Origin of the sequence: Chlamydiifrater volucris (assembly GCF_902806995.1) — a bacterium.
GTDB classification, from domain to species: Bacteria; Chlamydiota; Chlamydiia; order Chlamydiales; family Chlamydiaceae; genus Chlamydiifrater; species Chlamydiifrater volucris.
The window spans coordinates 753,689-777,308 of the sequence record NZ_LR777654.1; the positions used below are offsets into that span (position 1 = coordinate 753,689).

19 protein-coding genes are annotated in these 23,620 nt (G+C 42.5%); 10 read left to right on the forward strand and 9 right to left on the reverse strand.

Translation table 11 applies throughout. The features are described from left to right. Positions 1-91: 91 nt before the first annotated feature. The 5 genes from KJA62_RS03130 to KJA62_RS03150 all read left to right on the forward strand — a co-directional run bounded on the left by KJA62_RS03130 (position 92) and on the right by KJA62_RS03150 (position 7,612). A complete protein-coding gene (locus KJA62_RS03130) occupies positions 92-1,123 on the forward strand; it encodes a tyrosine recombinase XerC (protein ID WP_213318571.1) in 1,032 nt (343 codons plus the stop codon). A gap of 159 nt (positions 1,124-1,282) precedes the next feature. Continuing rightward, complete coding sequence (locus KJA62_RS03135) at positions 1,283-2,905, forward strand: ABC-F family ATP-binding cassette domain-containing protein (protein WP_213318572.1); 1,623 nt, start codon at positions 1,283-1,285, stop codon at positions 2,903-2,905. 16 nt (positions 2,906-2,921) lie between these two features. Next, a complete protein-coding gene (locus KJA62_RS03140) occupies positions 2,922-3,527 on the forward strand; it encodes a Maf family nucleotide pyrophosphatase (protein ID WP_213318573.1) in 606 nt (201 codons plus the stop codon). Continuing rightward, a complete protein-coding gene (locus tag KJA62_RS03145; RefSeq protein ID WP_213318574.1) occupies positions 3,509-5,257 on the forward strand; it encodes a HEAT repeat domain-containing protein in 1,749 nt (582 codons plus the stop codon). Before KJA62_RS03140 ends, KJA62_RS03145 begins: the two co-directional genes overlap by 19 nt. 39 nt (positions 5,258-5,296) lie before the next feature. Further along, entirely contained in the window at positions 5,297-7,612 is a 2,316-nt protein-coding gene (locus KJA62_RS03150; protein ID WP_246481891.1) for a CT351 family outer membrane beta-barrel protein, read from the forward strand. A 61-nt stretch (positions 7,613-7,673) separates the two neighbouring features. Here KJA62_RS03150 and KJA62_RS03155 read toward each other — a convergent pair whose 3' ends face one another. The 5 genes from KJA62_RS03155 to tpiA all read right to left on the reverse strand — a co-directional run bounded on the left by KJA62_RS03155 (position 7,674) and on the right by tpiA (position 12,648). Next, positions 7,674-9,038, reverse strand: coding sequence for a hypothetical protein (locus KJA62_RS03155; RefSeq protein WP_213318575.1), 1,365 nt, complete (start codon positions 9,036-9,038; stop codon positions 7,674-7,676). A 145-nt stretch (positions 9,039-9,183) separates the two neighbouring features. Continuing rightward, entirely contained in the window at positions 9,184-10,719 is a 1,536-nt protein-coding gene (locus KJA62_RS03160; RefSeq protein ID WP_213318576.1) for a hypothetical protein, read from the reverse strand. A 280-nt stretch (positions 10,720-10,999) separates the two neighbouring features. Next, on the reverse strand, positions 11,000-11,563 hold the full coding sequence (def, locus tag KJA62_RS03165; RefSeq protein WP_213318577.1) for a peptide deformylase: 564 nt from the start codon (positions 11,561-11,563) through the stop codon (positions 11,000-11,002). Then, positions 11,556-11,867, reverse strand: coding sequence for a preprotein translocase subunit SecG (secG, locus tag KJA62_RS03170; protein ID WP_213318578.1), 312 nt, complete (start codon positions 11,865-11,867; stop codon positions 11,556-11,558). Before secG ends, def begins: the two co-directional genes overlap by 8 nt. 4 nt (positions 11,868-11,871) lie before the next feature. After that, positions 11,872-12,648, reverse strand: a complete 777-nt coding sequence (gene tpiA, locus KJA62_RS03175; protein ID WP_213318579.1) for a triose-phosphate isomerase — start codon at positions 12,646-12,648, stop codon at positions 11,872-11,874. Positions 12,649-13,185: 537 nt separating this feature from the next. On the opposite strand from tpiA, the gene xseA reads away from it, so the two are divergent. The 5 genes from xseA (at position 13,186) to KJA62_RS03200 (ending at position 18,314) form a co-directional block, all read left to right on the forward strand. Next, positions 13,186-14,778, forward strand: a complete 1,593-nt coding sequence (gene xseA, locus KJA62_RS03180; RefSeq protein ID WP_213318580.1) for an exodeoxyribonuclease VII large subunit — start codon at positions 13,186-13,188, stop codon at positions 14,776-14,778. Between the two features lie 163 nt (positions 14,779-14,941). After that, the gene (locus KJA62_RS03185) at positions 14,942-15,169 is read left to right on the forward strand and encodes an exodeoxyribonuclease VII small subunit (RefSeq protein ID WP_213318957.1); all 228 of its coding nucleotides are present in this window, start codon (positions 14,942-14,944) and stop codon (positions 15,167-15,169) included. 15 nt (positions 15,170-15,184) lie between these two features. Beyond that, entirely contained in the window at positions 15,185-15,505 is a 321-nt protein-coding gene (locus KJA62_RS03190; protein WP_213318581.1) for a hypothetical protein, read from the forward strand. Further along, positions 15,499-17,466, forward strand: coding sequence for a 1-deoxy-D-xylulose-5-phosphate synthase (locus KJA62_RS03195; protein WP_425513838.1), 1,968 nt, complete (start codon positions 15,499-15,501; stop codon positions 17,464-17,466). The genes KJA62_RS03190 and KJA62_RS03195 overlap by 7 nt, the downstream gene beginning before the upstream one ends. Next, entirely contained in the window at positions 17,463-18,314 is an 852-nt protein-coding gene (locus KJA62_RS03200) for an NAD(+)/NADH kinase (protein ID WP_213318583.1), read from the forward strand. Before KJA62_RS03195 ends, KJA62_RS03200 begins: the two co-directional genes overlap by 4 nt. Positions 18,315-18,363: 49 nt before the next feature. On the opposite strand, the gene rsmA is transcribed toward KJA62_RS03200, so the two are convergent. The 4 genes from rsmA to KJA62_RS03220 all read right to left on the reverse strand — a co-directional run bounded on the left by rsmA (position 18,364) and on the right by KJA62_RS03220 (position 23,287). Continuing rightward, on the reverse strand, positions 18,364-19,194 hold the full coding sequence (rsmA, locus tag KJA62_RS03205; protein ID WP_213318584.1) for a 16S rRNA (adenine(1518)-N(6)/adenine(1519)-N(6))-dimethyltransferase RsmA: 831 nt from the start codon (positions 19,192-19,194) through the stop codon (positions 18,364-18,366). Positions 19,195-19,266: 72 nt separating this feature from the next. Continuing rightward, positions 19,267-20,358 (reverse strand): hypothetical protein, encoded by a 1,092-nt coding sequence (locus KJA62_RS03210; RefSeq protein WP_213318585.1) that lies wholly within the window; start codon positions 20,356-20,358, stop codon positions 19,267-19,269. A gap of 30 nt (positions 20,359-20,388) precedes the next feature. After that, entirely contained in the window at positions 20,389-20,709 is a 321-nt protein-coding gene (locus KJA62_RS03215; RefSeq protein ID WP_213318586.1) for a hypothetical protein, read from the reverse strand. A gap of 478 nt (positions 20,710-21,187) precedes the next feature. Continuing rightward, a complete protein-coding gene (locus KJA62_RS03220; protein ID WP_213318587.1) occupies positions 21,188-23,287 on the reverse strand; it encodes a thioredoxin domain-containing protein in 2,100 nt (699 codons plus the stop codon). Between the last annotated feature and the right edge of the window lie 333 nt (positions 23,288-23,620).

A 23,620-nucleotide genomic window follows, 5' to 3' on the forward strand; every position in this document is an offset into this window, starting at 1 on the left:
TTCCTCCTCACATTTTTTTTATGATCCGCGAGGGCGCGTGGCTACCTTTCCCACACACCGCTAAAGATATCTGTAACCCTTTCAGCAACCCATGTTTCTTTCTGTCATAGAATTTCTCAGACACCTCTCCATAACAAAAAGTTGTTCTGCACACACTCTCCGTAATTACGCTATTGATCTTGCTGACTGCATGACGTTCTTATTTAATAACAACCTCATGAAATCAACCAACTCCTCCATTACTGAAGACTCTTCTTTCCAAAACCCTATATCAGAAGCTGATCCTCTCTTTTACAAAGCCTCTTCCTTACTCTCTTACCTTCACGAAGAGGCCCTCGACAAACAAAATCTCCCCCCTTCCCCCTCTTTGCAAACCATTTCCAAAGAGCACTTAAGAAGCTACCTGCTTACGCTTATCAATGATAACAAAGCAAAACGGACTATACGGAGGAAACTATCCTCGATACGTAGCTTCCTTTCCTACTGCGTACGAGCAAAAAAAATTACCGACAATCCCGCCCAGATGATTCGCGGGCCAGGCTTGGGTAAAGACATTCCCAAACCTATTCACTATGAACAAGTTGTTGTTCTTATGTCGACCCCTGATCTTTCCACGTATTCCGGTTTTCGCGACCGGTGCATTCTAGAACTTTTCTACAGTTCTGGATTGCGCGTTAGCGAGCTCGTTGCTCTTAATCAAACGGATATAGATTTTGTAACCCCTGCCCTTAAGGTTCGAGGCAAGGGCAAGAAGGAACGCATCGTCCCCATGACAGAAAATGCCGCCTCCTGGTTAAAAAAATATTTGTGCCATGCCGATAGGAACTCTCTGCCCTCCCCTCATCCCCAAGCTGTTTTCCTAAATCGCTTTGGAGGACGTTTAACCGCACGATCTATAGACAGAAGCTTTCAATACTACCTCAAAAAATCGGGACTTTCAGGAAATATTACCCCGCATACCATCCGACATACAATAGCTACACACTGGCTGGAAAATGGCATGGACCTAAAAACTATCCAGCTCCTCCTTGGCCATTCCTCTCTGGAAACAACAACCGTCTACACGCATGTTTCCGTGAAACTGAAAAGAAAAATCCACGAGAAAGCCCACCCCCACGGCTAATCCATCCCACTCGTAAAAGCTCTTCTTCCATCAAGTTTTTATCCTCCCACAGCAATCATCGGTCACTCCATTTTTCCAAAACCTCCATAAAAAATAATTTGCCCTCCAGAAAGGTAAAGAAACTTGTGATCTATCGCTTTCTTTGTTATCCTCTCCACCATGAGTATTGTTCTAGATAAAATCGGTAAGTCTCTCGGAACCCGAGTATTGTTTGATGACGTGTCTGTCGTCTTTAACCCAGGGAATCGCTACGGCCTCACAGGTCCTAATGGGGCGGGAAAGTCTACTCTACTAAAAATTATTACTGGGATGGTGGAACCTACCAAAGGCAGTGTTTCTTTGCCCAAGAAGGTGGGTATCCTACGTCAGAATATTGAACAGTTCGGCGAGTATTCTGTTCTGGATTGTGTAATTATGGGTAACGCCGCTCTATGGCAAGCTATGCAAAAACGCGATGCCCTCTACTTAGAGGAATTTACCGATGAAGTTGGAATGCAGATTGCAGAGCTCGAAGAAGTCATTGCTGAAGAAGATGGGTACCGAGCAGAGACAGAAGCCGAAACCTTGCTGTCCGGCATCGGCATCCCCGAAGAGTTGTTCCTCGCCAAAATGTCTACCATTCCTGTAGATCTACAGTTTCGAGTTCTCTTGTGCCAAGCACTATTCGGTAACCCCGAAGCCTTACTCCTCGACGAGCCCACCAACCACCTTGACCTTCACTCCATAAACTGGTTGGGGGATTTCCTCGTCGATTACCAAGGAACCGTTATCGTTGTTAGTCACGATAGGCATTTTCTCAATACTATCACGACACACATCGCCGATATAGACTACGACACCATTATCGTCTACCCCGGCAACTACGACGATATGGTAGAGACAAAGACAGCGTCCCGTGAGCAGGAAAAGGCAGATATAAAATCTAAAGAGAAGAAAATTGCACAACTCAAAGATTTTGTCGCTAAATTTGGAGCTGGATCGCGCGCAAGCCAGGTGCAGTCTCGTATTCGGGAAATCAAGAAACTACAGCCCCAAGAACTAAAAAAATCTAATATTCAACGCCCCTATATTCGATTCCCCTTATCGGAAAAAGCTTCCGGCAAGGTGGTGTTTTCCGTAGAAGATTTAGGCAAAAGTTATGGGGATAATGAAGTTTTTAACAAACTCTCTTTTGAAGTCCATCAGGGGGACAAAGTAGGTATCATCGGTAACAACGGATTGGGGAAAACCACCCTACTTAAATTACTCGCTGGAGTGGAAAATCCTTCGCAAGGGAACATAAAAATTGGGCACCAAGTACTCTTCTCCTACTTTCCTCAAAACCACTCCGACGTTCTGAAAAATTGTGAAGAAGAGACCCTCTTCGATTGGCTGCGAGATCGCAAAACAGGTATCGGTGATCAAGAGATTCGTAGCGTTTTAGGTAAAATGCTTTTCGGTGGCGACGATGCTTTTAAAAAAATTGGCGCTCTTTCGGGAGGGGAAACCGCGCGCTTACTAATGGCCGGAATCATGCTTGAGGATCATAATGTACTCATCCTTGATGAGGCTAACAACCATTTGGACCTCGAGTCTGTCTCAGCACTCTCCTGGGCTATAGAAGATTATAAAGGAACTGTTATCTTTGTTTCTCATGACAGAAGTCTTATCAATGACTGTGCCTCCAAACTGATCGTTTTCGACAAGGACCGTATAACATTCTTCAACGGCACACTGGAGGAACACTCATCATCTCCTTCCTCTTCTAAAGGGATTTCTCCAAAGGCCAAAAAAGGTAAGTAGCCTTAAAGGATATGCTATGCAGAAACCTTTGAATGCACAGGTTGTTCTGGCATCTACATCACCAAGAAGGAAAGAGCTTCTCGGCAATTTTTCCCTTCCTTTCTTACAAGTGGATTCTTGCTTCGATGAATCCTCAATAACTTTTCAAGGGGATCCTATCAAGTATGCTACCACACTTGCTATGAAAAAAGGTTTATGCGTGCAAGAGAAGCTCAAAGATCACGAAGCAATCATCATAGCTGCCGATACTATCGTTTTCTTTAAAGACACTATTTTTAATAAACCCAAAGATTTGGAAGAAGCTTTATCCATGCTCCGAAAACTTAATGGTGATACACACAAAGTAATCTCGGGGATCTCTATCATCCAAGGAAACCACGTGGAAACAACAGCGGACGAAACATTGATTACCTTCAATAACGTTTCTGACGCAATACTACAGAAATATGTCTCCACTCAGTCTGTTCTCGATAAATGTGGTGCCTATAGTATACGCCATTGTGGCAATCTTCTTGTCAAAGAAATTCGAGGAAGCTATCCCAATGTTTTAGGATTACCTATCGCTGCTTTACAGGAAGTATTACTAAACTTTGGTATAGATTTATGGGATTTCGCTATTTAACGCTTATTGCTAGCTTCCTCCTTACACTTCCATTGTCTGCAGAGTTTCTCCCAAAATCTCGCATCACAATCTTAGCTCTAAGTGCTCAAAAAAGTGCTCAAGAAGCCCTGAAAGAGTACCTCCTTCAATATCAACAAACAGGTTCTCACGACTTCTCTGTCTTACGAAAAATTAGTGAAGATTGTCTCTATCAAGGATTTCTTTCTAATGATCCGTATATACAGAAAAGCAGTATCTTGGGAGCCTCTCTATCAGGATCTTCTGAAGGCCTTGATATCCTAAAAAAAACTATGGAAACGGAAGACCCTTTTCTGCAACTGATGGCTATAGGATCTTTACATAACTATCTTGGATCTACTATAGAAGACCTTCTTTTCAAGGCAATGAGCTCCCCTTACCCCGTCATCCGATTAGAAGCCGCTTACAAGCTAGCCCTACTTAAAAACCCCGCCGTTGTCGATCATCTGTACTCCTTCCTTAACAAAATACCTCCAGAAGTACGCGCTCTTACAGCAGCAATTTTCATCATGCTAGAAACTGAAGAAGCTGACGCCTACGTTAGAGAATTTCTATCCTCCCCAAACCCTGCAATACGAGCGTATACAATCACTCTCATAGGAGAGCATAGTAAGGGGAAGTTCCTTTCTTCCTTACGAAGTCTTTCCGGAGGAGCCGTGCTACCTATAGAACGTGAAGCCCTCCTCTTTGCTTTAGGTAACCTCAGAGATTCCGCCAGTTATCCTTTCATCAAAAGGTCGCTTTCCCTCTCCTCCACGGAATCCATTATAGCCGCCGTAGCCGCAGCTAAAATTGGTAAGGAAGAAGACGCACTTCCTGTCCTTCGACGAGAGGTGCGATCAGGAAATCCTTTCGCTGTAGCCGCATGCTCTTACTTATCTGTGAAAAGTGCAGAAGAACTTCTCCTTCCCTTATTCTACAACACGTCTACTACAATCCCTTATCAGCGATCTGGTATTCCTGTATCCCCTGATGAAGATTTACGCATCAATGCAGCTTTTGTATTGGCAAAAATACGCTCCCAATCCGAACTTGTATCCACTTATCTACAAAATTTCTTCTCCTGTCCTACATTTGGTAGACGATTACTGATCTCATATTCCCCAGGAAAAAGCTTGTCGGCTTTGCATTGGACACACGCTTATCCTTCTCGACTAGGGACCAAAACCAATTCTGGATCCTCCTTAACCCCCGAGCATGCCCTCCTCGATGCTGCCTTTCTTTTATCCAAAGAGTGCTACCTCTCCATCACACAAAACCTTCTTGCCCATAGTAATGAATGCAAAGAAGCCCTCGCTCTCCATGCTCTAGCTCTTCTCTCGCAAAAGAAAGATTCTGCTGTCCTAGAGGTCTTAGAAAAGGCCTCCCAGACCCCAGGAAAGCCTCTAATACGAGCTTATGCTGATCTGCACCTACATCGCCTCTCTGGTGATCCTTCCATAAAAGATCGTTTGCGGTCATGGCTTAAAAATACTGCCGACGAAGCTTTGGTACTTAAAGATAGCGAGGAAATATGTAATAGGGCTTCTTCTACATGCCTGAAATACGAGGTGATTCCAGAGTTGAAAACAAAAATCTTATTAGAAATACTAGAAGCTCTGGTTGTAGCAAAAAATAAAGAGGATATCTTGTTGCTTATCCAGTTAATGACAGACGGAAATGGAAAAAATCTTCCCTTCCTTGCGGGATTACTGGCGAAGATTTCGGAATAACTGTTTTTGGTTCAAAGTTTGTATATGTCCTCCTTCTTCATGAAGAGTCATTTTTTTAAAACACCCTTTAAAATAAGCTCTTATGTCGCCGCCGTCTGTGTTACCTCTCTACCCTTTCATTCTCTATTAGCAGACGTTCCACAAAGCCCCACTAGTGGCTCTCCTAAAGAGGCTTCTAAACCAAAAATTCCTTCTCAAGAGGAAGATTATAAAGCAAACTCTTCTCGCATCAGCCGAGAGAATAGCCCCATACAACCTGTTTTCATTGAGGATAGCAAAGGATCTCTCATACATACCTTTTCCCCTACGCCTACTGTAAACAGAAAAAATCATTACCTGCGACACTTCCAAGGACTTTCAGGAACTCTTGATATAGAAGATGGCGCTATCAGCGTTCGTAAGGATCTACGTATACAAGCTAACAGAATCTATATCAAACAGTCAGATACAGAGAATTGTAAATTAGTGGCTCACGGTAACGTCATGGTTACCTACAAGGCAAAAACTCTTACCTGTGATTATTTTGAATATGATGAAACTACCGATATTTGCCTTTTAACAAACGGAAAATTTGCCTTATATCCTTGGTTCGTCGGAGGATCCACCATTACCTTAACTCCAGACGCCCTCCTCATCAGTAAGGGATACATTTCTACCTCGGAAGGGCCCCAAAAAGATGTTGTTCTCTCCGGAGACCAAATAGAGTTTAATTCTGAAAATGTGCTTTCAGTAGGGCCTACTACTTTCAAAATCAAAGGGATACCCCTGCTAGCTTTTCCTACTTTTTCATTTATGCCCCTAGAGATCCCCAAGCCACCAATAAATTTTCGTGGCGGTACAGGAGGATTCCTCGGGTCATACCTCGGCATCAGCTACTCTCCTATTAATCATAAGGATATTGCTTCGACATTTTTTCTCGACAGTTTCTTTAAACACGGAGTGGGTGTAGGCTGTAACCTCCGTTACCGTCCCAAAGACACCCTCTCCACAGATTTTGTGGATATTAAAAGCTACTATGCTCACCGCATAGCTATCGACATGGCTGAAGCCCACGACCGATACCGTGTCAATGGTGACTTCTCTTTTACTAAAGCTTCAGGAATTTTTAAGGGCTCTTGCCATATCGCCGACAGCTGGGAAACTGTCTCCGATATTTTCCCCAAAGATTTTGATTTGAAAAATACTGGACCTACTGAAGCTTCCTACTCCTGGGATACTCCCCTCCTCACAGGTTTTGTACGAACAAACTTTAAAGCTAACAACTTCCTTAGCGTCAACAAAGAACTTCCTCTCCTCTTTGTTAAACAGAAACCTATGAGAATATTCCATACTCCATGGTTTATCGAAGGCATACTAGAGACCGGATACTCTTCTTTCTCCTTCAGTGACAATATCCCCAATGCCAAAGGCTTCTCTGCTTTTAAAACCAACTTACAAACGACGACCTACGCAGCCTTTCCTGTACACTACGGTATCATCACTCCCAAGGTAGAAACATCCATCACCTGCTGCAGCAAAAATAATAAAGCCCCTCAAGAAAAAAAATACTTCGGTGGCGGATCTATGGAAGTCGACTACCGTCTCACAGCAGCCAAAAATTTCTTATCCTTTAAACACATCGTGGAACCCTTTATTACTCTTTCAGGGTGGGGCAAACCCATTTCTCTTAATAAAAATCACGATATCTTTTCCGTTGCTGATGCTTTTCACTCAATAGCTTTACTCTCTAGCGGATTATCTACAACTCTGATTCCTAAAAAAAATTCCTTAGTTCCTGCGATTAATGGCTCCCTACGTATTCTCGCTATACTGAACAACTGCCCAGGACGTCCTATGTTTCCTAAAATTGAAGGTAAGCTATCACTGCCCACAGGAAGATACTCAAAAATAAGATTCGATTCTGAATGGATTGTAAAAAAACAATGCTGGGACCACTTTAACGTTACCTGGCAGTGGACACCATCGGAAAACTATGCCTTATCTACAGAATTTTTCCACAGGAGCAAGTACTCTTGGAAAAAATGTAGCAAGGATAATTATATCCTCGATGTATCCCGAAGTGAGGAAGAACTACTTAAATCTCCCCTCTCCGATCAGAGAAATACTTTCCTAGCAAAAGTTTTTATCCGCCCTCATCCATGCTGGAACCTTAAATTCTCCCTACGTGGCGGATGGTTACGTAAAAATTCCCCCGACTACTTGGAATACCAGGCTATCCTTGGAACGAAAATCTTTGAACACTGGCAGCTGTACTCCGTATATGAACACCGAGAAGCTGACACTCGATGTTATTTTTTCCTAAAGCTCGATCAAGCACCTAAAGGCAGCAAGAACCGTATCAATCCTTGGAATTAGTAAAGAATTTCAAAGGTTATTCACATACACAAGTCAATCCCCAACAACTTTCCGCCACGATTCAATCAAAATCTAGAACCGTGTGCTCCAGTCTTATCAATTCCTGAATATCCCCGCCAAGACATTCTATCTCCTTCAACACCTCCAACCCCTCCTCAACTTTTCGTCTTAGCGTGGGATTCTTTGCATATAAATTTTTCATATCCCATAAAGCGTAAGGAGATTCTATAAAATTCCTTTCGTTTTCTTCGTATAGAAGATGGCAAAAATCGTCCTCGGGAAAAATTCTATCTCCTTTTTCCATAAAATCTTGAAAACCTCGCCAATTACCCATAAAACCTCTATACGAACATGCCTTTTCAGAGTATTTCATAACTTGCTGACAGAAATCAGCCCATGTCATATCTCCTAATGGACAATCCGAAGAATAATACCTCAACTCCCCATCCTTCCGAAAAATCGCTAAACAAGAAGGAATAATTCCAGAAAATCTCTCCAAACTTTTCCATGCTCCTCCCAAAGGAGTGTATTTAAACTTGAAAAAGACAAACAAAAAAGCACGGCGATAATCGTTAAAATTACTACTTAAAACTAAGTAAGGATAAATCCTTTTCAACCAATTCAAAAATATGGCTTCAGCAGCTACAATCTTCGGAGAATGCATGATCATCTCAGCATATAGCTGCGAACTTTCATCGTCGACAACGTTGGTCCCTGTTTCCGAAGCAAACTTCTGTAACCGAGAAATCTCTTCTCTAGAAAAGACACCAAAAAGCACCCCCACCAATTCAGTACTGAACCTACTTGAGAAAAGTTGACTGAACTGAAATCTGGACAAACCTACCGTTTCTTTGGAACTTACATCACAACGACCCCTAAGCATCCTTCCTTCAAGATCCTCATAGCAAGGAGCTTTAATCTCACCCTCATCTAAATTTTCCAAAGCAAATAGAGGAAACGCTAACTGCAATTTTGCAGTATCAGAAAGATAAGTTACTTCTGCCCTTATATTTGCTTTGACAAAGCCTCCTTGTAAAATCACTTTTGAACATATCTTTGCTTTTGCTGAGAGAGACTTTTCTGAATTCACCTTCAAAAGACATTTTAAAGCCCCTTCACGAGATAAAAAACTCCTCTCTTCCCTACAAAAACAGAAAAATTGCGTGCTAGAAAAAATCCATCCAGAAGTAATTATGCTCAACAACGTAGCAGCAATTATTCCTATAACAAAACTACTCAGAAAGATTTCTACTCCTCCCTGCAATAGCGCTGATAAGAAGATTACTCCTAGGTATAAAAGAAGACTTAAAAGAAAAGTTTTTGCACAGTCGGATATACGCTGAACTCTCTCTCTGTCTCTGATGGTCTCACCGGCTGCTTCCTCTTGTAATCTTGAATACTTATTTGTGCAAACAGAGACGTTCAATGAACCGCTCCTAAAAAAACAAAAACGATCCAAAGATTCTAAAATAAAGATACTTTTATCAAAAACAATCAGTTACAAGAAATGATACAGAATAAAATGGATACTGCTACTGGCTTAAACAACAAAGCCTACTTTCGTAGAAATTTCAATGACTTTTTTTGCGTAACCCCAGGAGAGTTCTTTCAAAATCCTGCATTTCCTCCACAGACCAATCCCCTAAGTACCCCGACTCCGATAACAAAGATAAACCTTCCTCAATCTTGGCCCCTAACTCAGCATCTTTGTCCACCAATTCCTGCATATTCCATAAAGGCCTAGCAGCATCAAAGAAGTTATCTTCCTCTTTGGCAATCTCAAAAGCAAACTCTTCCTGGGTTAACCAACTGCTCTGATTCCCCTTACGCATGAATTCTATAAAACAAGTCCATTCCCCACAGGCGTCCTTACGAAGCATCGACAGCCGACAAAATTCAGGAATCTTTCTACAAAAAAGATCCCATTCCCACTTATCTTCATAAACTTCTAAAGACTGCTCTGCCCCATAACTTAATTGAAAAGAGGCCAAACAAGCAGGGCCCCAGCCAACAAACCTCTCTAACCAGGGACGCACCTTCTCTTCTTTTTTAGAACTAAATTCGCCTAAGAAAGTATGTAGACGAATAAACATCTCTCTCTTATATTTTTTACTATCTCTAAAGACTGCCTCCGAAGCATACGCAAGATAAGGGTAAGCTGCCTTTATCCACATGAAGTACGCCACCTCAGCAGCTACCAATTGCGGGTATTTTTTTATGCATTTTGCATACAACTTATTATACTCCTCATCACCCCTCCCCATCATAGATCCTTCCATGGCATTGATATCTTGGAGATCGGACAATGACAAAAAACCTAAGAAAACATACGCCATTTCCCTAACACATCTATGACTTACTGCTTTACTCACATCTCTTATATAAAAACTCTCCGTCTTAACCAAAGAAAGCCAAACCTTTTGATCCCTAGCTATCGCTTTGGCAATACTTAAGGGGTTGGAGCAAAACGGTCTTTCTTTTTCCTCAACACCATCCCAACATGCTGCGTGCTTCAGATAAGAAAAGGAGGTTGCTAAGGAATCTTCTTCCTGTTTCAAATCTTCTAACTTGGATGATGGCTCCTCTGCTACTTTCAGATCAGGAAGATCAGGAATGCAAACTTCTGCTTCTTCACGCGAAGAAAGATCTGACACAACTTTCTGACCCTCAATAGATTCCATAGACAACATGATTTGATCTTCTTCTGGAGGAACTTCTGCTTTTTCTTGTTTAACAACCAATTCCCTTAAGGACCCTTTCCATTTCGACTCACATAATGTTGCACCACAAAATGTCACACCAGCCAACAACAGAAAAATTATTCCAGCAATACCAGCAACCACAGTCTCTAAAAAGAATTCACTCAACATTACGGAAAAAGCACCAACCCCTAGCAGGGAGACCCCTACGCTGGCTACCATCAACCCAGCAATAAAGGCAACCCCACAGACAACTATGATAGAAAGAGCTACTTTTCTAACCGTCTCTAGCGCACTTAACCTTCTTTGCAATGTCTTTTCTTTACTATGATGATCTAATAGATGAGCCCTCTCCAAAGAGGTATGATTAGAAACTTCTTCTCTTTTTTCTCCAAAATTATTGATCAAGAGAAACTCACTGTAGTTAGAATTAAAAGGGAAGAATCCTAACAAAAAAAAAAAAAAAAAAAAAATGAAAATTAAAGCATTCTAAAAAAGAAAAATTATTTCCCCAAAAACAGCGGGAGAGGAAAGTCTTCCTATAGAAACAGTCTAGAGAACTTCCTGCGCAACCTCAGAATCTGACCTTGTACCCCCATTAGAGAACCCGACCATCTCCAGAAAACCTTCCTAAAGAAAAACCGAGAAAATTCCTGCTTGCGCAGCATATGGAAAGCGTAAACAGAATCTACGCTGTTTTTTCAGAAAGGGCCACAAAACCCTCGCTATTATATTTCCTTTTGATCCTCTCAAGTCCCTTTTTAAGCTTCAAAAGATCCTTGTCCACCATTCTATCGACGTATAGCACGCCGTTAAGATGGTCATTCTCATGCATGATAATACGCGCTAAAAACCCCTGGTATCTTTCTTTGAAGACGACACCGTCGAGATCCATAGCTTCTACAGTGATGGCATCAGGGCGCACCACATCTCCTCGAAGACCAGGTATGGACAAACACCCTTCTCTACCAGAGACCTTTTCCTTCGATGGTTCAGAAAGGACGGGATTGATAAAGACTTTAGGTGTTTTCAAAAATACAAGTTCCCCTTCTTCGGTTTCTTTCTCAACGCACATCACGAACATGCGCAAGCTCTCTCCTACCTGAGGAGCAGCAAGCCCCACTCCTTTAAGAGCTTCCATGGTCTCACACATGTCGCAGTATAGCGCCTTGACCTCATCTGTAATCTTAGCTATAGGATCAGCCTTCCTGCGTAGCAAGGGGTTTCCGTAGTAGGTGATTTCCCTAATCATCTTCTTCCACCATCTGTTCTACTTCTGCTGCCTGTCTGTCGGCAAAGTTCTTTCCTTGCTGACGCCCTAAAGCTCCAGTCCATACGGAAAGAAGCAAGCAGCAAACACAGAAAATCCCCGCAAACCATCCCGTAGCTTTTTTTAACACATCGGGGGTTGATACTCCAAAAACAGAGTCTCCCGAGTCTACACCGAAGGAAGATCCCAATCCCATACTTTTGCTTTCCTGAACCAAAACGAGCCCACACAAAATTGCCGATAACGTTAAAAAAACAAAAAGTGCAGCGTAAAATAAAACAACCATCCGTTTAGACCTCCTGATAAAATCTCACAATGATATCGGCAAAAGAGCTTGCTGATAGAGAAGCTCCACCGACAAGAAACCCATCAACACCGTCAACATTGGCCAACTCATTAACATTGTCGGGCTTAACAGACCCTCCATACAAGATGGAAACTTTCTCTGCAGCCTTAGGAGAAAATTTCTCTGCGATCACCTGACGACAACACGCATGAGCTCCCAGCACATCCTTGGCACTGGCTGCTTTTCCACTTCCTATAGCCCAGACGGGTTCGTAAGCAATAACGATTTCATCTATATCGGGAAATGACGCTAATCCCCCCAAAAGCTGGGAACGCAAAACTTCTTCCGTCTTGCCTTGCTCTTTCTCTGAAAGACTTTCCCCTACACAAAAAACTGGCAACAACCCTGCGGTTCTAACTGCTGACAATTTTTTAGCGATTACCTCGTCTGTTTCGGCGAAGAACATACGTCTTTCTGAGTGTCCGACCAAAACGAAGCGCGCCCCGGCTTCCTTAACCATCTCTATGGAAATTTCGCCTGTGAAGGCTCCTTGATTTTCCCAGAATACATTTTGAGCTCCGGGAAGAAATCTAAAAGGAAGATTATCCTCTAAAACCTTCATAGCCTCTATGGAAGTAAAGGCTGGAGCGATACCTACGGCGTCCCTTTCCCTCAGAGATATGGGAGATAGCAATGGTATGATAGCTTTTACAAACTCCACAGCTTCAAGTTTTGTTCGGTGCATTTTCCAATTCCCGAACACATAACGCCTTCTTGTCATAAACAACTCCCTCCCATGTTTACTTCCCTTCGCCGGAGAAACGGTTACCTGTCAATAATTTTTTAGAATAACGCACTTTACACAATTTCTCCAGAACATAAGGAGGAAACAATCCGCTAGGACCACAACATCTTCCGGCCTATAGAGGATTCAGGGAACCCCAGAGGACTCTGAGAAGCAGCACGGGCACCAGTCCGCCAGAATACAGCCCCGTGTTTGCTGACCCTTCGCGTCTTAAAAGAGGGGGATATATTAACTGTATTTTATCGGATTTGCAAAGAAAAACTCTCCTTACGGAAAGAATTCTCAAAAACCTCATGATAAAATCGCATACAATCAGTTAAAAAAAACAAAGAGTTTTGATTAGCATCCACTTATTATCCCAATAAAAAAGGGGCTATGTATAAAATGTGCTGTGCTGCAAAGTTCTCTCTTAAAAAGAGCTTTAGCGCCTATCGATGCAACTCTATAACAACTACTTATGCTTAAAACTCTAGTATCTAGAGCTCTAAAACACGAAGATGCGGAGATTTTTTCATGTTTCCCGAACCCATCACTGTGAGTTCTCTAACAGAGCAATTAAAAAATTTGCTACAACAAAACTTTGCCTTTCTCGCAGTCAAAGGAGAACTCGCCAACGTCACCTTGCAGTCCAGTGGTCACTTGTACTTTTCTGTTAAAGATGCTAACTCCCTACTAAACGGAGCCTTTTTTAACTTCAGATCTAAATACTCTGGGCCTATGCTAAAAAATGGAGATGCTGTAGTCGTCTATGGGAAATTAGCTATATACGCTCCCAGAGGTTCCTACCAAATCATAGCTAGTGCCGTAGTATCTTCAGGCCTTGGAGATCTCATCCTACGCTTTGAGGCAACAAAAAAGAAATTAGCAGCATTAGGGTACTTTGATAGTAAACATAAAAAACCTCTCCCGCATAAAGTTAGAACAATTGGAGTGATCACTAGTCCCACAGGAGCGGTAATTCAAGATATTATCAACGTGTTGAGGCGACGTTGCAGAGACTTCCAGCTTATTTTATATCCTGTTAAAGTCCAAGGAGATGGTGCTGCTAAAGAAGTAGCTACAGCCATTCAACAATTTAATGAGATAGCTCTCCCTGATGTACTTATCGTTGCTCGTGGGGGAGGTAGCTTTGAAGACTTGCAGACCTTCAATGAGGAGATTGTTGTCAAAGCTGTTTATGACAGCGTCCTACCGATAATTTCCGCCGTAGGCCATGAAATAGATTTCACCTTGTGTGACATGGCTGCTGATGTACGTGCCCCTACCCCTTCGGCAGCAGCAGAGATTGTATGTAAGAGCAGCGAAAGTTTAGAGCAATGGCTTCAGGGGTTTCGTAGCCACTTGCTGAGTCATTCGAAAAACTTTTTGTCCTCTCATCGCAACACTCTTCTACACTGGGAGAAAATGCTGGATCATGCAGACTTTTACCGTGAAGCTCACCAAAGGTTAGATTTTGCTTCAATGTCTTTGCTACGCTCCTCCTCCGAACGCTGTCGAGAAGCTAGCGCAAAGCTTCAAAGCATTCAGCGTTCTCTAAGAGTTCCTCTCTCCAACAGAATTCGTTTTTACCAATCTCGATTATCACTGTTGCATACTGCGTTACCCACACAATCTATTACTGCCTCAAAAGCGCGTCTGAACCTTTTGGATCCGCAACTGAATAAGGTTATCTCTGACAAACTTTCTTTTTTATGCTTACAAAAGCAACGCCACAGTAGAAGCCTTTCCCAGTCACTATCCTACCATTTGGCAAAAACCAACGAAATTTTTCTCCGGATACAAAAAATTTCTTCGGCTCTGTACGGGGCTATTCAGCATATTTTTGACAACGATCGTCGTCGCATAGAAAAAATTCATGACCAAATCACTGTTGTTATAAATGAAAAACTTAACCGATTAAAAACCCGAAAGGAGGTCTGTTTGGAAAGCTTAAAGGCTTTAAATCCTAAGAACGTCCTCCATCGAGGATATTCGATGCTGTTTGATTTTAATGAAGATTCCGCTATCATCTCCGCTAAGACGCTTCGTCCTGGACTTGCGGTGAGAGCTGTGCTCCATGACGGAGAAAAAACTTTGGTTGTTACCGATCAAAGGAGTCCCCAGTAAGGTTGCGAGCGATCCATTACCGAAAAGAGAATATTTTCAAAGGCTCATCCTAAGGGTTGTGGGGGTTTGCTCAAACCTTTTAGGAGGCTTTGGTGTGCGCGCGAAAAAACGCGAGGTCTTCACGAGGACTCTCTTTCAGAAAATCATGTACAGCGTAGGCATTATGCAAGAACAATCCATAGATTTCGAAGAGGCTATGCGCCGGTTGGAAGAAATTGTAGATCTGATGAATGCTCCATCCACATCGTTAGATGCTTCATTAAAACTATACGAGGAAGCAGATACGTTGATGCGCCTGTGCGAGCGACGCATCAATGAGGTCGAAAAACGTATCCGCTTCCTAGCAGACGAGCGCGCAAAAGAGCGCGAGCTTGCTGGAGAATCTGTATAGTCATTTCGTCTTACTATGGATCGTCCTTCTCTTATTGATATCATTGATAAAGACTCTGTCAACAGCACTCCTTTCTCTGAGTCCACGAGTGCGGTGAGTTCCATTCAAGACTCACTAAGACTTTTGCAAAAAAAATTAGAGTCCGCTCAGAGTTTTGACGAAATGCTCTCCATCTACGAAGAGGCTTTTGCCATTTTGAATCCTGCCCTTCAAACTCTCAAACAAACGCACCAAGAGTATAAGGTAGTAGTGACCGACGACAAAGGTTATCCCCTCAAAGATACTGACAACAACCCTATTTTCAAGGATTTTGCTTACGAGGAATATCTATCATGACAGAGACTGCTAAATTTCTGGACGTCGTCCAATCTCCAGAACATCTACGCCAGCTTTCTCCCAATGATTTACCTCTTCTTGCCGATGAGATCCGTCATAAAATTATCTCTGTACTTTCGAAGACCGGAGGTCATTTGTCTTCCAACTTGGGATGTGTGGAACTTAGCCTAGCTATGCACTATGTTTTCAACTCACCCGAAGATAAATTTGTCTTCGACGTAGGCCATCAATGTTACACACACAAACTCATTACTGGGCGCAATGACCAGCGCTTCTGCAGCATCCGCAAAAGTGAAGGCCTTAGTGGTTTTTCCAATCCCGAAGAATCTCCTCATGACCTTTTTTACACAGGACATGCAGGTAATGCCCTCTCCCTCGCCTTAGGGTTAGCAGAAACAGAAAAGCAACAACAGACAGGGAACCATGTTCTGTGCTTCATTGGCGACGCCTCCCTTTCTTGCGGGCTAACTATGGAAGCCCTCAATAATATCCCAGATAATTTGGAAAATTTTATTATCATTCTCAATGACAATAAAATGTCCATCTCTGAGAATGTAGGCTCTACAGCAAGAATCCTGAGCAAGCTCCTTAACCATCCCACAGCTGGCAAACTACGTGACAAGCTAGGGAAGTGGCTACGCAAGATTCCTCGATGTGGGTGTGAGCTGGAAAAAAGAGGCCGTCGAGTTTCTATCTCCGTGAAAAATCTCTTCTGTTCAGCGCCCTTCTTTGAGCAGTTCGGACTATCCTACGTGGGACCCGTCGACGGTCATAACATCACTAAGCTTGTCGCTCTTTTAGAAGCTGTCAAAAACCAACCCTTCCCCGTAATCATCCATGCCGTCACCACTAAGGGCAAAGGGCTTGACGATGCCCAGGAAAATCCCGCTGCCTATCATGGAGTTTCTCCTAACTTTGGGAAAAAGAAAAGTCATCTCCAATCTGAAGATTGCCGAGAAGTTGTTGTAGTTACTAAAAAAAGCGAAAGCTTCCCCCAAATTTTTGGTAGAACCGTTTGCGAATTGGCAACTATACACCCCTCATTATCAATCGTCACCCCAGCAATGTCTTTAGGGTCTTGTTTGGAAGATTTCAAGAAGACTTTCCCCCATAATTTCTACGATGTAGGAATTGCCGAAGGACACGCCGTTGCGTTCTCTGGAGGTATGGCAAAACTCAAACAAGGCAAGGTAATCTGTTCCATCTACTCTACTTTCCTCCTTCGAGCCCTTGACAATCTCTTCCATGACGTCTGTATGCAAAAAATACCCGTAATCTTTGCCATCGATAGAGCCGGACTAGCCTTTGAAGACGGACGTTCCCACCATGGTATCTACGACCTTTCTTTCTTGCGCACTATGCCAGATATGATCGTGGCACAACCACGCAATGGGAACATCCTCAGAGATCTCCTCTTCTCTGCAATGGACTGGAATTGTCCTACAGCTATTCGCTACCCCAAAGTGGCGACAGAAACTTCTGACCAGATACCTGTCTTAAGAAATCCCGGTTCAGCGGAGATCTTACACCAGGGGGAAGATGTCCTTATCATCGCCCTAGGACACACCTACAAAATGGCTTTACAACTAAGAGCCAAGTTATTAGAGCAAGGGATCTCGCCCACTGTTATGGATCCTATCTTTGTCAAGCCTTTGGACACTCACACGCTCGGCATACTGCTAATGACTCACTCTAAAATTGTCACTATTGAAGAACATGCCTTGAAAGGAGGACTGGCATCCGAAATAAATGACTTTTTAATATCTTTTGGTTTTGGTAAAAGCCAAGTATTGAGCTTTGGAGTTCCTGACCAATTTCTTAATCACGATAGCGCGGACGTTATGTACAAAAGTATTGGTATGGATGTGGACACTATGTTTACTAAAGTCATGACAACGTTCGGATTCCGCCTACGCCACAGCTCACCGTATGTTAAATACCGCATTACTTCTGCATCATGACTGTTATTGTTTTCGGGAACCCTCGCAATCCTTCTTTTGCTCGGGCATCAGAAGAAATACTGGCGTTACTGGCCAAAAACAACAAAAAAGTCGTTACCATTCCTGAGTGTTCTGCGCTACTAAGGATCCCTTCTTACGAGTCGTGGGACTCTGCAATTCACCCTTTTGAAAGCATTTTGTCAATAGGTGGAGACGGTACTGTCCTACGCGCTAAAAAATTGGCTCTAGCTCTTTCTTTGCCTATCATAGGAGTGCATATAGGTCGACTCGGGTTTATGTCCGATCTCACTGTGCAGGATGCCGATAAACTTGAAGCCATCTTGCAAGGCAAAGGAAGCTCTGTGCACAAAGAACTCTTAGAGGGAACACTGTCAGCAGAAAGCTTATCCACTCCTCAGATATGTCTTAATGACATTGTTATTCATCGTGGGGCTTTTCCCAGACTTACAGACTACAAAGTGTTAATTGATGGCGTTCTTCTAAACACTTTCTCCGCAGATGGACTAGTAATAGCTACTCCTAACGGATCTACAGGATACTCTTTAGCCGCAGGAGGTCCCCTCGTGTGCCCTGGTGTCCAAGCTTGCGTATTGTCACCTATATGCTCTCATGCTCCTTCCAGCAGACCAATGATCATTTGCCCACGAAAAAGCATAGAAATTATCCTTGAAGATGGACCTGAAGGAGCTTCTGTCCTCTTCGACGGTCAAGATGAGCAAATCCTCTACCCTAAACACTCTTTGATCTGCAGACTATCTCCTGAGAGGCTGACATTCTTGAAATCCCCTGCTTACGATTACTTTGTCACTTTACGTTCTAAGTTGCACTGGATGGAAAGTCTGCGCTAGGTACGGACAAAGAGAAAATAAACAAGCAATGCAAAGAAAGGACGTTGCTCTATTTCTTAAGCATTTCAAAAAGCGTTAAATATTCTTCCAAAGAAAGATTCTCTGGTCGGGTTTTGCTAGATAGCCCCATGTCTTCTAAAGTCGCTATAACCTTTTGTTTGTCGTACACTGCAGACAAAGAATTCGATAAAAACTTCCTTCTTTGACCAAAAGCAGCTCGTGTCATGATAAAAAATAGGTTGCGATTTTCAACAGACTCTATGGGCAATTTCTCTTTCATTTCTAAATGAATAGTTGCCGAATCCACAGAAGGTTTGGGATAAAAACAAGAAGACGAAATTTTAAATAAACTACGCACATGAGAAAAAAAGTTAAGGAACAATGTCAAAGAACCGTAATCCGCGTGGCCAACTTTTGAAGCCATTCTTTTGGCTACCTCGTATTGAACCGTCACCGTAATTGAAGACCATTTGTCAAAGCCTTCTAGGAACAATTTTACCAGAAGTGGTGTTGTGAGGTGATAGGGCAAATTGGCAACCACTTTAGCTTTTCTTTGAGAGGTATCGATGCAAGAAAAATCAAATTTCATAGCATCTTCGAGATAAAGTGTTATGGGTAGACTTGCTAACTCATCGTGAAAAAGCCGATCCTTCTCAACAGCCGTCACGCAGGCGCCAGCAAGAAGTAACTTTTCGGTCAAAGCTCCAAACCCTGGGCCTATTTCCAGAACACTATCCCCCTGCTGAACCTTTGCCACTTCTACTATCTTGTTAACAATATTCGCATCGATCAAAAAATTCTGAGAGAAGCCCTTCTTCGGTGCTCCCCCCGTTTCTGCAAAAAATTTTTTCAATCGTTCAAAAGAAGTTCTGTATGCCATAAAAGTGTCTTTAGTACGGTTTATTGAAACACTGCTGACAAACCTCCATACCAAAGACTACTCCCTCCGCTCTTACAGAAGGGAGAACAACGACGAAGCCTCAGCATTAAATAATTTCGCTATCTCTTTAGGATCATAGCCATAGCGACCACGTAGTTTATCCTTATAGTTCTTTTCTATGCACAAATACTTTTCGCGCACGAGCGTGGATTTTATACCGTTCTCTAACTCGCTGATAGGAGCGATCTTTGCCGCCGAAACATCAAGCTTGGCGAATACTTTGCAAGCACCATCACGGTGGGGAACGGGGGCTCCACAAATAGCGCCTTCAGGGACAGCTACTAAAATCTTTTCATGCGCAGCAGAAAGCTCCTTGCTACTTCGAGAAAACTCTTCAGACAACGTCAGCCGCCCCCCTTGAGAAAGCACTAATGCTGATAAACGTTCTTTATCGATCGATCGCGTCTCATTGATGCGGTCTACTACTTTCTGGGCAATCTTTTCTGCTTGAGACTCGTTAGCCGCCTTAACAGTCAGAACACGATATTTCCACACTAGAGTATTAGCAGCCTCTTCAGCTAATTTTAGATAATAGTCTCTTACCATAGAAGGCGTTACTTGCAGCAACGCCTTAGAACGAATCATCATAGACACCATCCTCTGAGAGACTAAACTCCTATGCACAACAGAAAATACATGCTCAGGAGTCATATCAAAATGAATAGCAAAGGGTGTCAAATCTCCCCCAAACATCTCTTCAATCTCTTCTTTTACCATGGTTCTGTCTACATGAATTTTTTTTGCATGTGCGTCTTCGCACATCAGAAACTCATCAACAGCTAGTTCCAAAACAGAAGGCCACATCTTTTCGTAAAATTGAGAGCGCGCGGGTAAAGAATCCGCAAGATTCGGGTACGCGGAGTAAAAAATAACGTTAAGCTTGTGGATCACATCCAAAACTGTCAGCACTCGCTCTTCATTAACTTTCATAATCACTCGATCATGGACTATCAAATCTGTAGGATTCCATGAAGAGGGTGTGCCAATACCGCCGTTGTACCCTCCTCCTTCTACAAGTTCGGAAGAAGCCGAAGACAGGTTCGAAAGGCTCAGAGAAGCTCCTAGAGCTCCCATAAACACCCATTGGCCATATTTCTTTTTCATAATAATTTCTCCGACTAAACTACATCCACGCTATGGGGACTTTCCCTTGTCCTCCAAAAACACCAGCATCCTCTTGAAGAGCAAAGTCGCGTAATAGTGCTCAAACCAAGTCTGAAACAAATGCGCTTGGAAGCTGACAACACTACGCAAGACGTCCTCTACGATTACCCGATATACCAGGCAGCAACCCAAGCCCCACCAAAGAGCCTGTAGAAGTACAAGCTCGACACCGCAATTGTCAACAATCCCGCTCCCCTCTTCTCGGATTTCTCTTTTCGCTATGTCCTTGCTCTGATAAAACAAACAAGCCAACACACCAACCCATCGTACAGACGGACGGCCTTTGACCAAAAGCCTTAGGAAAAGCAGGAGCGACCGGCCAACGGTGAGGGCGCATCCCAAGACATAGAGTTATACATCCTGAAGCAATATCTCGCAACCTCTCACCCCGTACCATATACCACTCATCAGTTGGAAATCTCAACTTCTACACTTCAAGAGCAACCACACGAAATAAAAAAAATTATATTCCATCTATTTCTCTCGACAAACCTAAAAAGGGTACCTGCAAATCTAGATACAGATTCCTCCACAGCAGATCTTCACAAATAACAATGAAGGAGATAAGATAAAAGACCACCCCCACTCAAAAACGTGATCAGAACGGATTAAATACAGCGGATATATTTACAATAAGCAAATAACAAGATGGGAAAAATACAAAACGACAGTGGAAGTGAAAGTACTAATGAAAAAAAAAATGACTGAGAGGGAGAAAGAAAAAAAAATGATGCACTGACGGAAGTTGAACACTAGTAACAACAGAGAGTTAGTTCTGACTTATTAGATACTCTCTAAATTTTCGGAAATCTGTGAAAACATGAGACCGATCTTTTTCCATAACTCGGATAATAGATTTATCAGCAAAGTTCAGTAAGGCTCTCTCTTGCTCAGGAAGAAAAGTTGTCATCTCCCCCTTCTCCTCCTCAAACAACCATATCAGCACTTTGTCAGGAAGAAAGATCCCTTCAAAGCAAGCTAAAATCTTTTCTACGTCTCCTCTATCCTTGCCCACACTAACAACAAACTTCTTACTATTATTGAAATAGTAACTCTCCGCAATAATCATGTGACTGAAAGTAGAAAATTTACTAGCCCTCCAATAAGATTGTACCGTCTGCAAAATCTCTTCTACACAGTCAAAATACTCTTTACGTCCCGTTAGAGCAAATAACGTCATCAAAGACTCTGCTACCAAAGCATTACCAGAAATATCTTCCTTGTCTGCAAAAGAGGCCTGTTTCAGGATAACATCCTTATCCCTACCGTCCGTAGTATAAAAGCACCCTGCATCAGATCTAAACGAAGTAAATAATTCATCCGTCATAGACTTTGCGAAATGCAGCCACTTAATACCACGCCCTGCTTGAAAAAGAGCCAAAGCTCCTAATAGGACGGCTCCGTAATCTTCTAATCCTCCGTTGTACTTGGCATCCCCCTCCCTCCAGCGACGACATAACACAGGGGGCTTCCACATGGAAGAGAGCAGAAAGTTTCCACACTGCTCTCCTATGGAAATATATTCGCTTTTGTTCAATAAAAGACCTGCCTGGACAAACGTACTGATCGCCAATCCGTTACCACAAGCAAGGATGAGATCATCCTTCAGAGGACTCCCCCTCTTTGAACGCTCGCCTTTGAGAATGGCTTTTAAAGTAGTCAATTTATCTTGCAGCTCCTCCTCAGAAAGACGATATTTGATAGCCACACTACCCATGTCTAAGTGTACTGGAATATGAGGGACATTTCGTCCATTACAAAAACCTTCCCGACAAATTCCGTAACATTCGCAGAAAATATCTGCATCTTCTTTCAGCGCTTGCCGTATTTCTTCACTAGACCAAGTATAATAGTTGCCCTCCTTGCTCCCCAAAGACCCACCGTCCTCCGCAGTCTGAAATCCACCCTCAGGAATACGAAGACTCTCATTGATGTAGGCTAACACTTCTTCCCCAGTATCAGAAAACTCTACACGCCCAAAAAGGGCCCCCGCTTCCAAATACAGTTGGGCCATAAATAAATTATCTATCAAACGTTTTTCAAAGTTGGGAATCAACCACTTATCATCGATGGTATACGAAAAGAAGCCGTGACCTATATGGTCATGGATACCCCCTAATGCCATCATTTCCAAAGACCTGTCTACAATAAATAAACTACGATTTTCATTCCTATCCTTTCCATGGCGTAAGAGAAATTTACCTAAAATTCCACAAAGTTTCTTTGGAAAGACTTTTATGCCTCCGTAACAAGGATCTATTTCCTCGTAAATGTGAGTGACAATATCTTTAAAGACTTCTTGATCGAGAGATTCTTTTCGTCGACAGTTCTCAACAAAAGACACAACCTCTACAACCTTATGACCCTGGTTCACCATAATATCGCGATCACTTTTTTCCTCCCATGACTCATGAATTCTTCTCAGTACGTGTAGAAATGAAGGGAAACCAAACTTTTCTTCCCGGGAAAGATAATTAACAGAAAAGAATGGAACTAAATCTGGTGATAGAAAAACATTGAGGGGCCATGAGGGAGCCTCCAATAAATCTGCAGAAACAGCGAGCATCCTGGTCAACTCAAAGTAGAGCTCAGCCACATGAGGCATCTCTTCCTTATCAACCTTCACATTCACAAAATGTTGGTTCATAAAGTCTGCAACCTCAGGGTCCTGATAGCTCTCCTGCAGCATCACGCGACACCACCTGGAACTTGTTCCTCCTATGGATAAAAATATGGGTTTATCTTCTACCCGAGCCTGATCAAAAGCTTCTTTGCCCCACGGGTACCAGTTTACTGGTGTATGAGCATAGGAAAGAAGGTATGGAGACTTCTCTGTAATAAGCTTGTTGGTATATAGAGGATCCTGCATTGGGCAATAAAAAAAACATCTACCTACTTTTAATTGTAAACGAAAACAAAAAAATAAGTTTTAATTAATTTGCAGAATAAAAACTAAAAAACTAGTTCAAAACAATAAAAAACAAGAGATTACAAATAAAATAGAAAACAAAGAAAAAAGAACTACAAAAAAAAAACAGACAAGAAATATTCAAAAAAAGCGATAAAACCAACATATCACTAAGAATAAACTCATTAAACCTCTTTAATTAAAATACCCCAAAATCCCCCTCCTTCCCCTACATTTATGAAACAACTACCATGAACTCTCTTCTTAAAGCAAAGAATTCTTTTTCAAGAAACT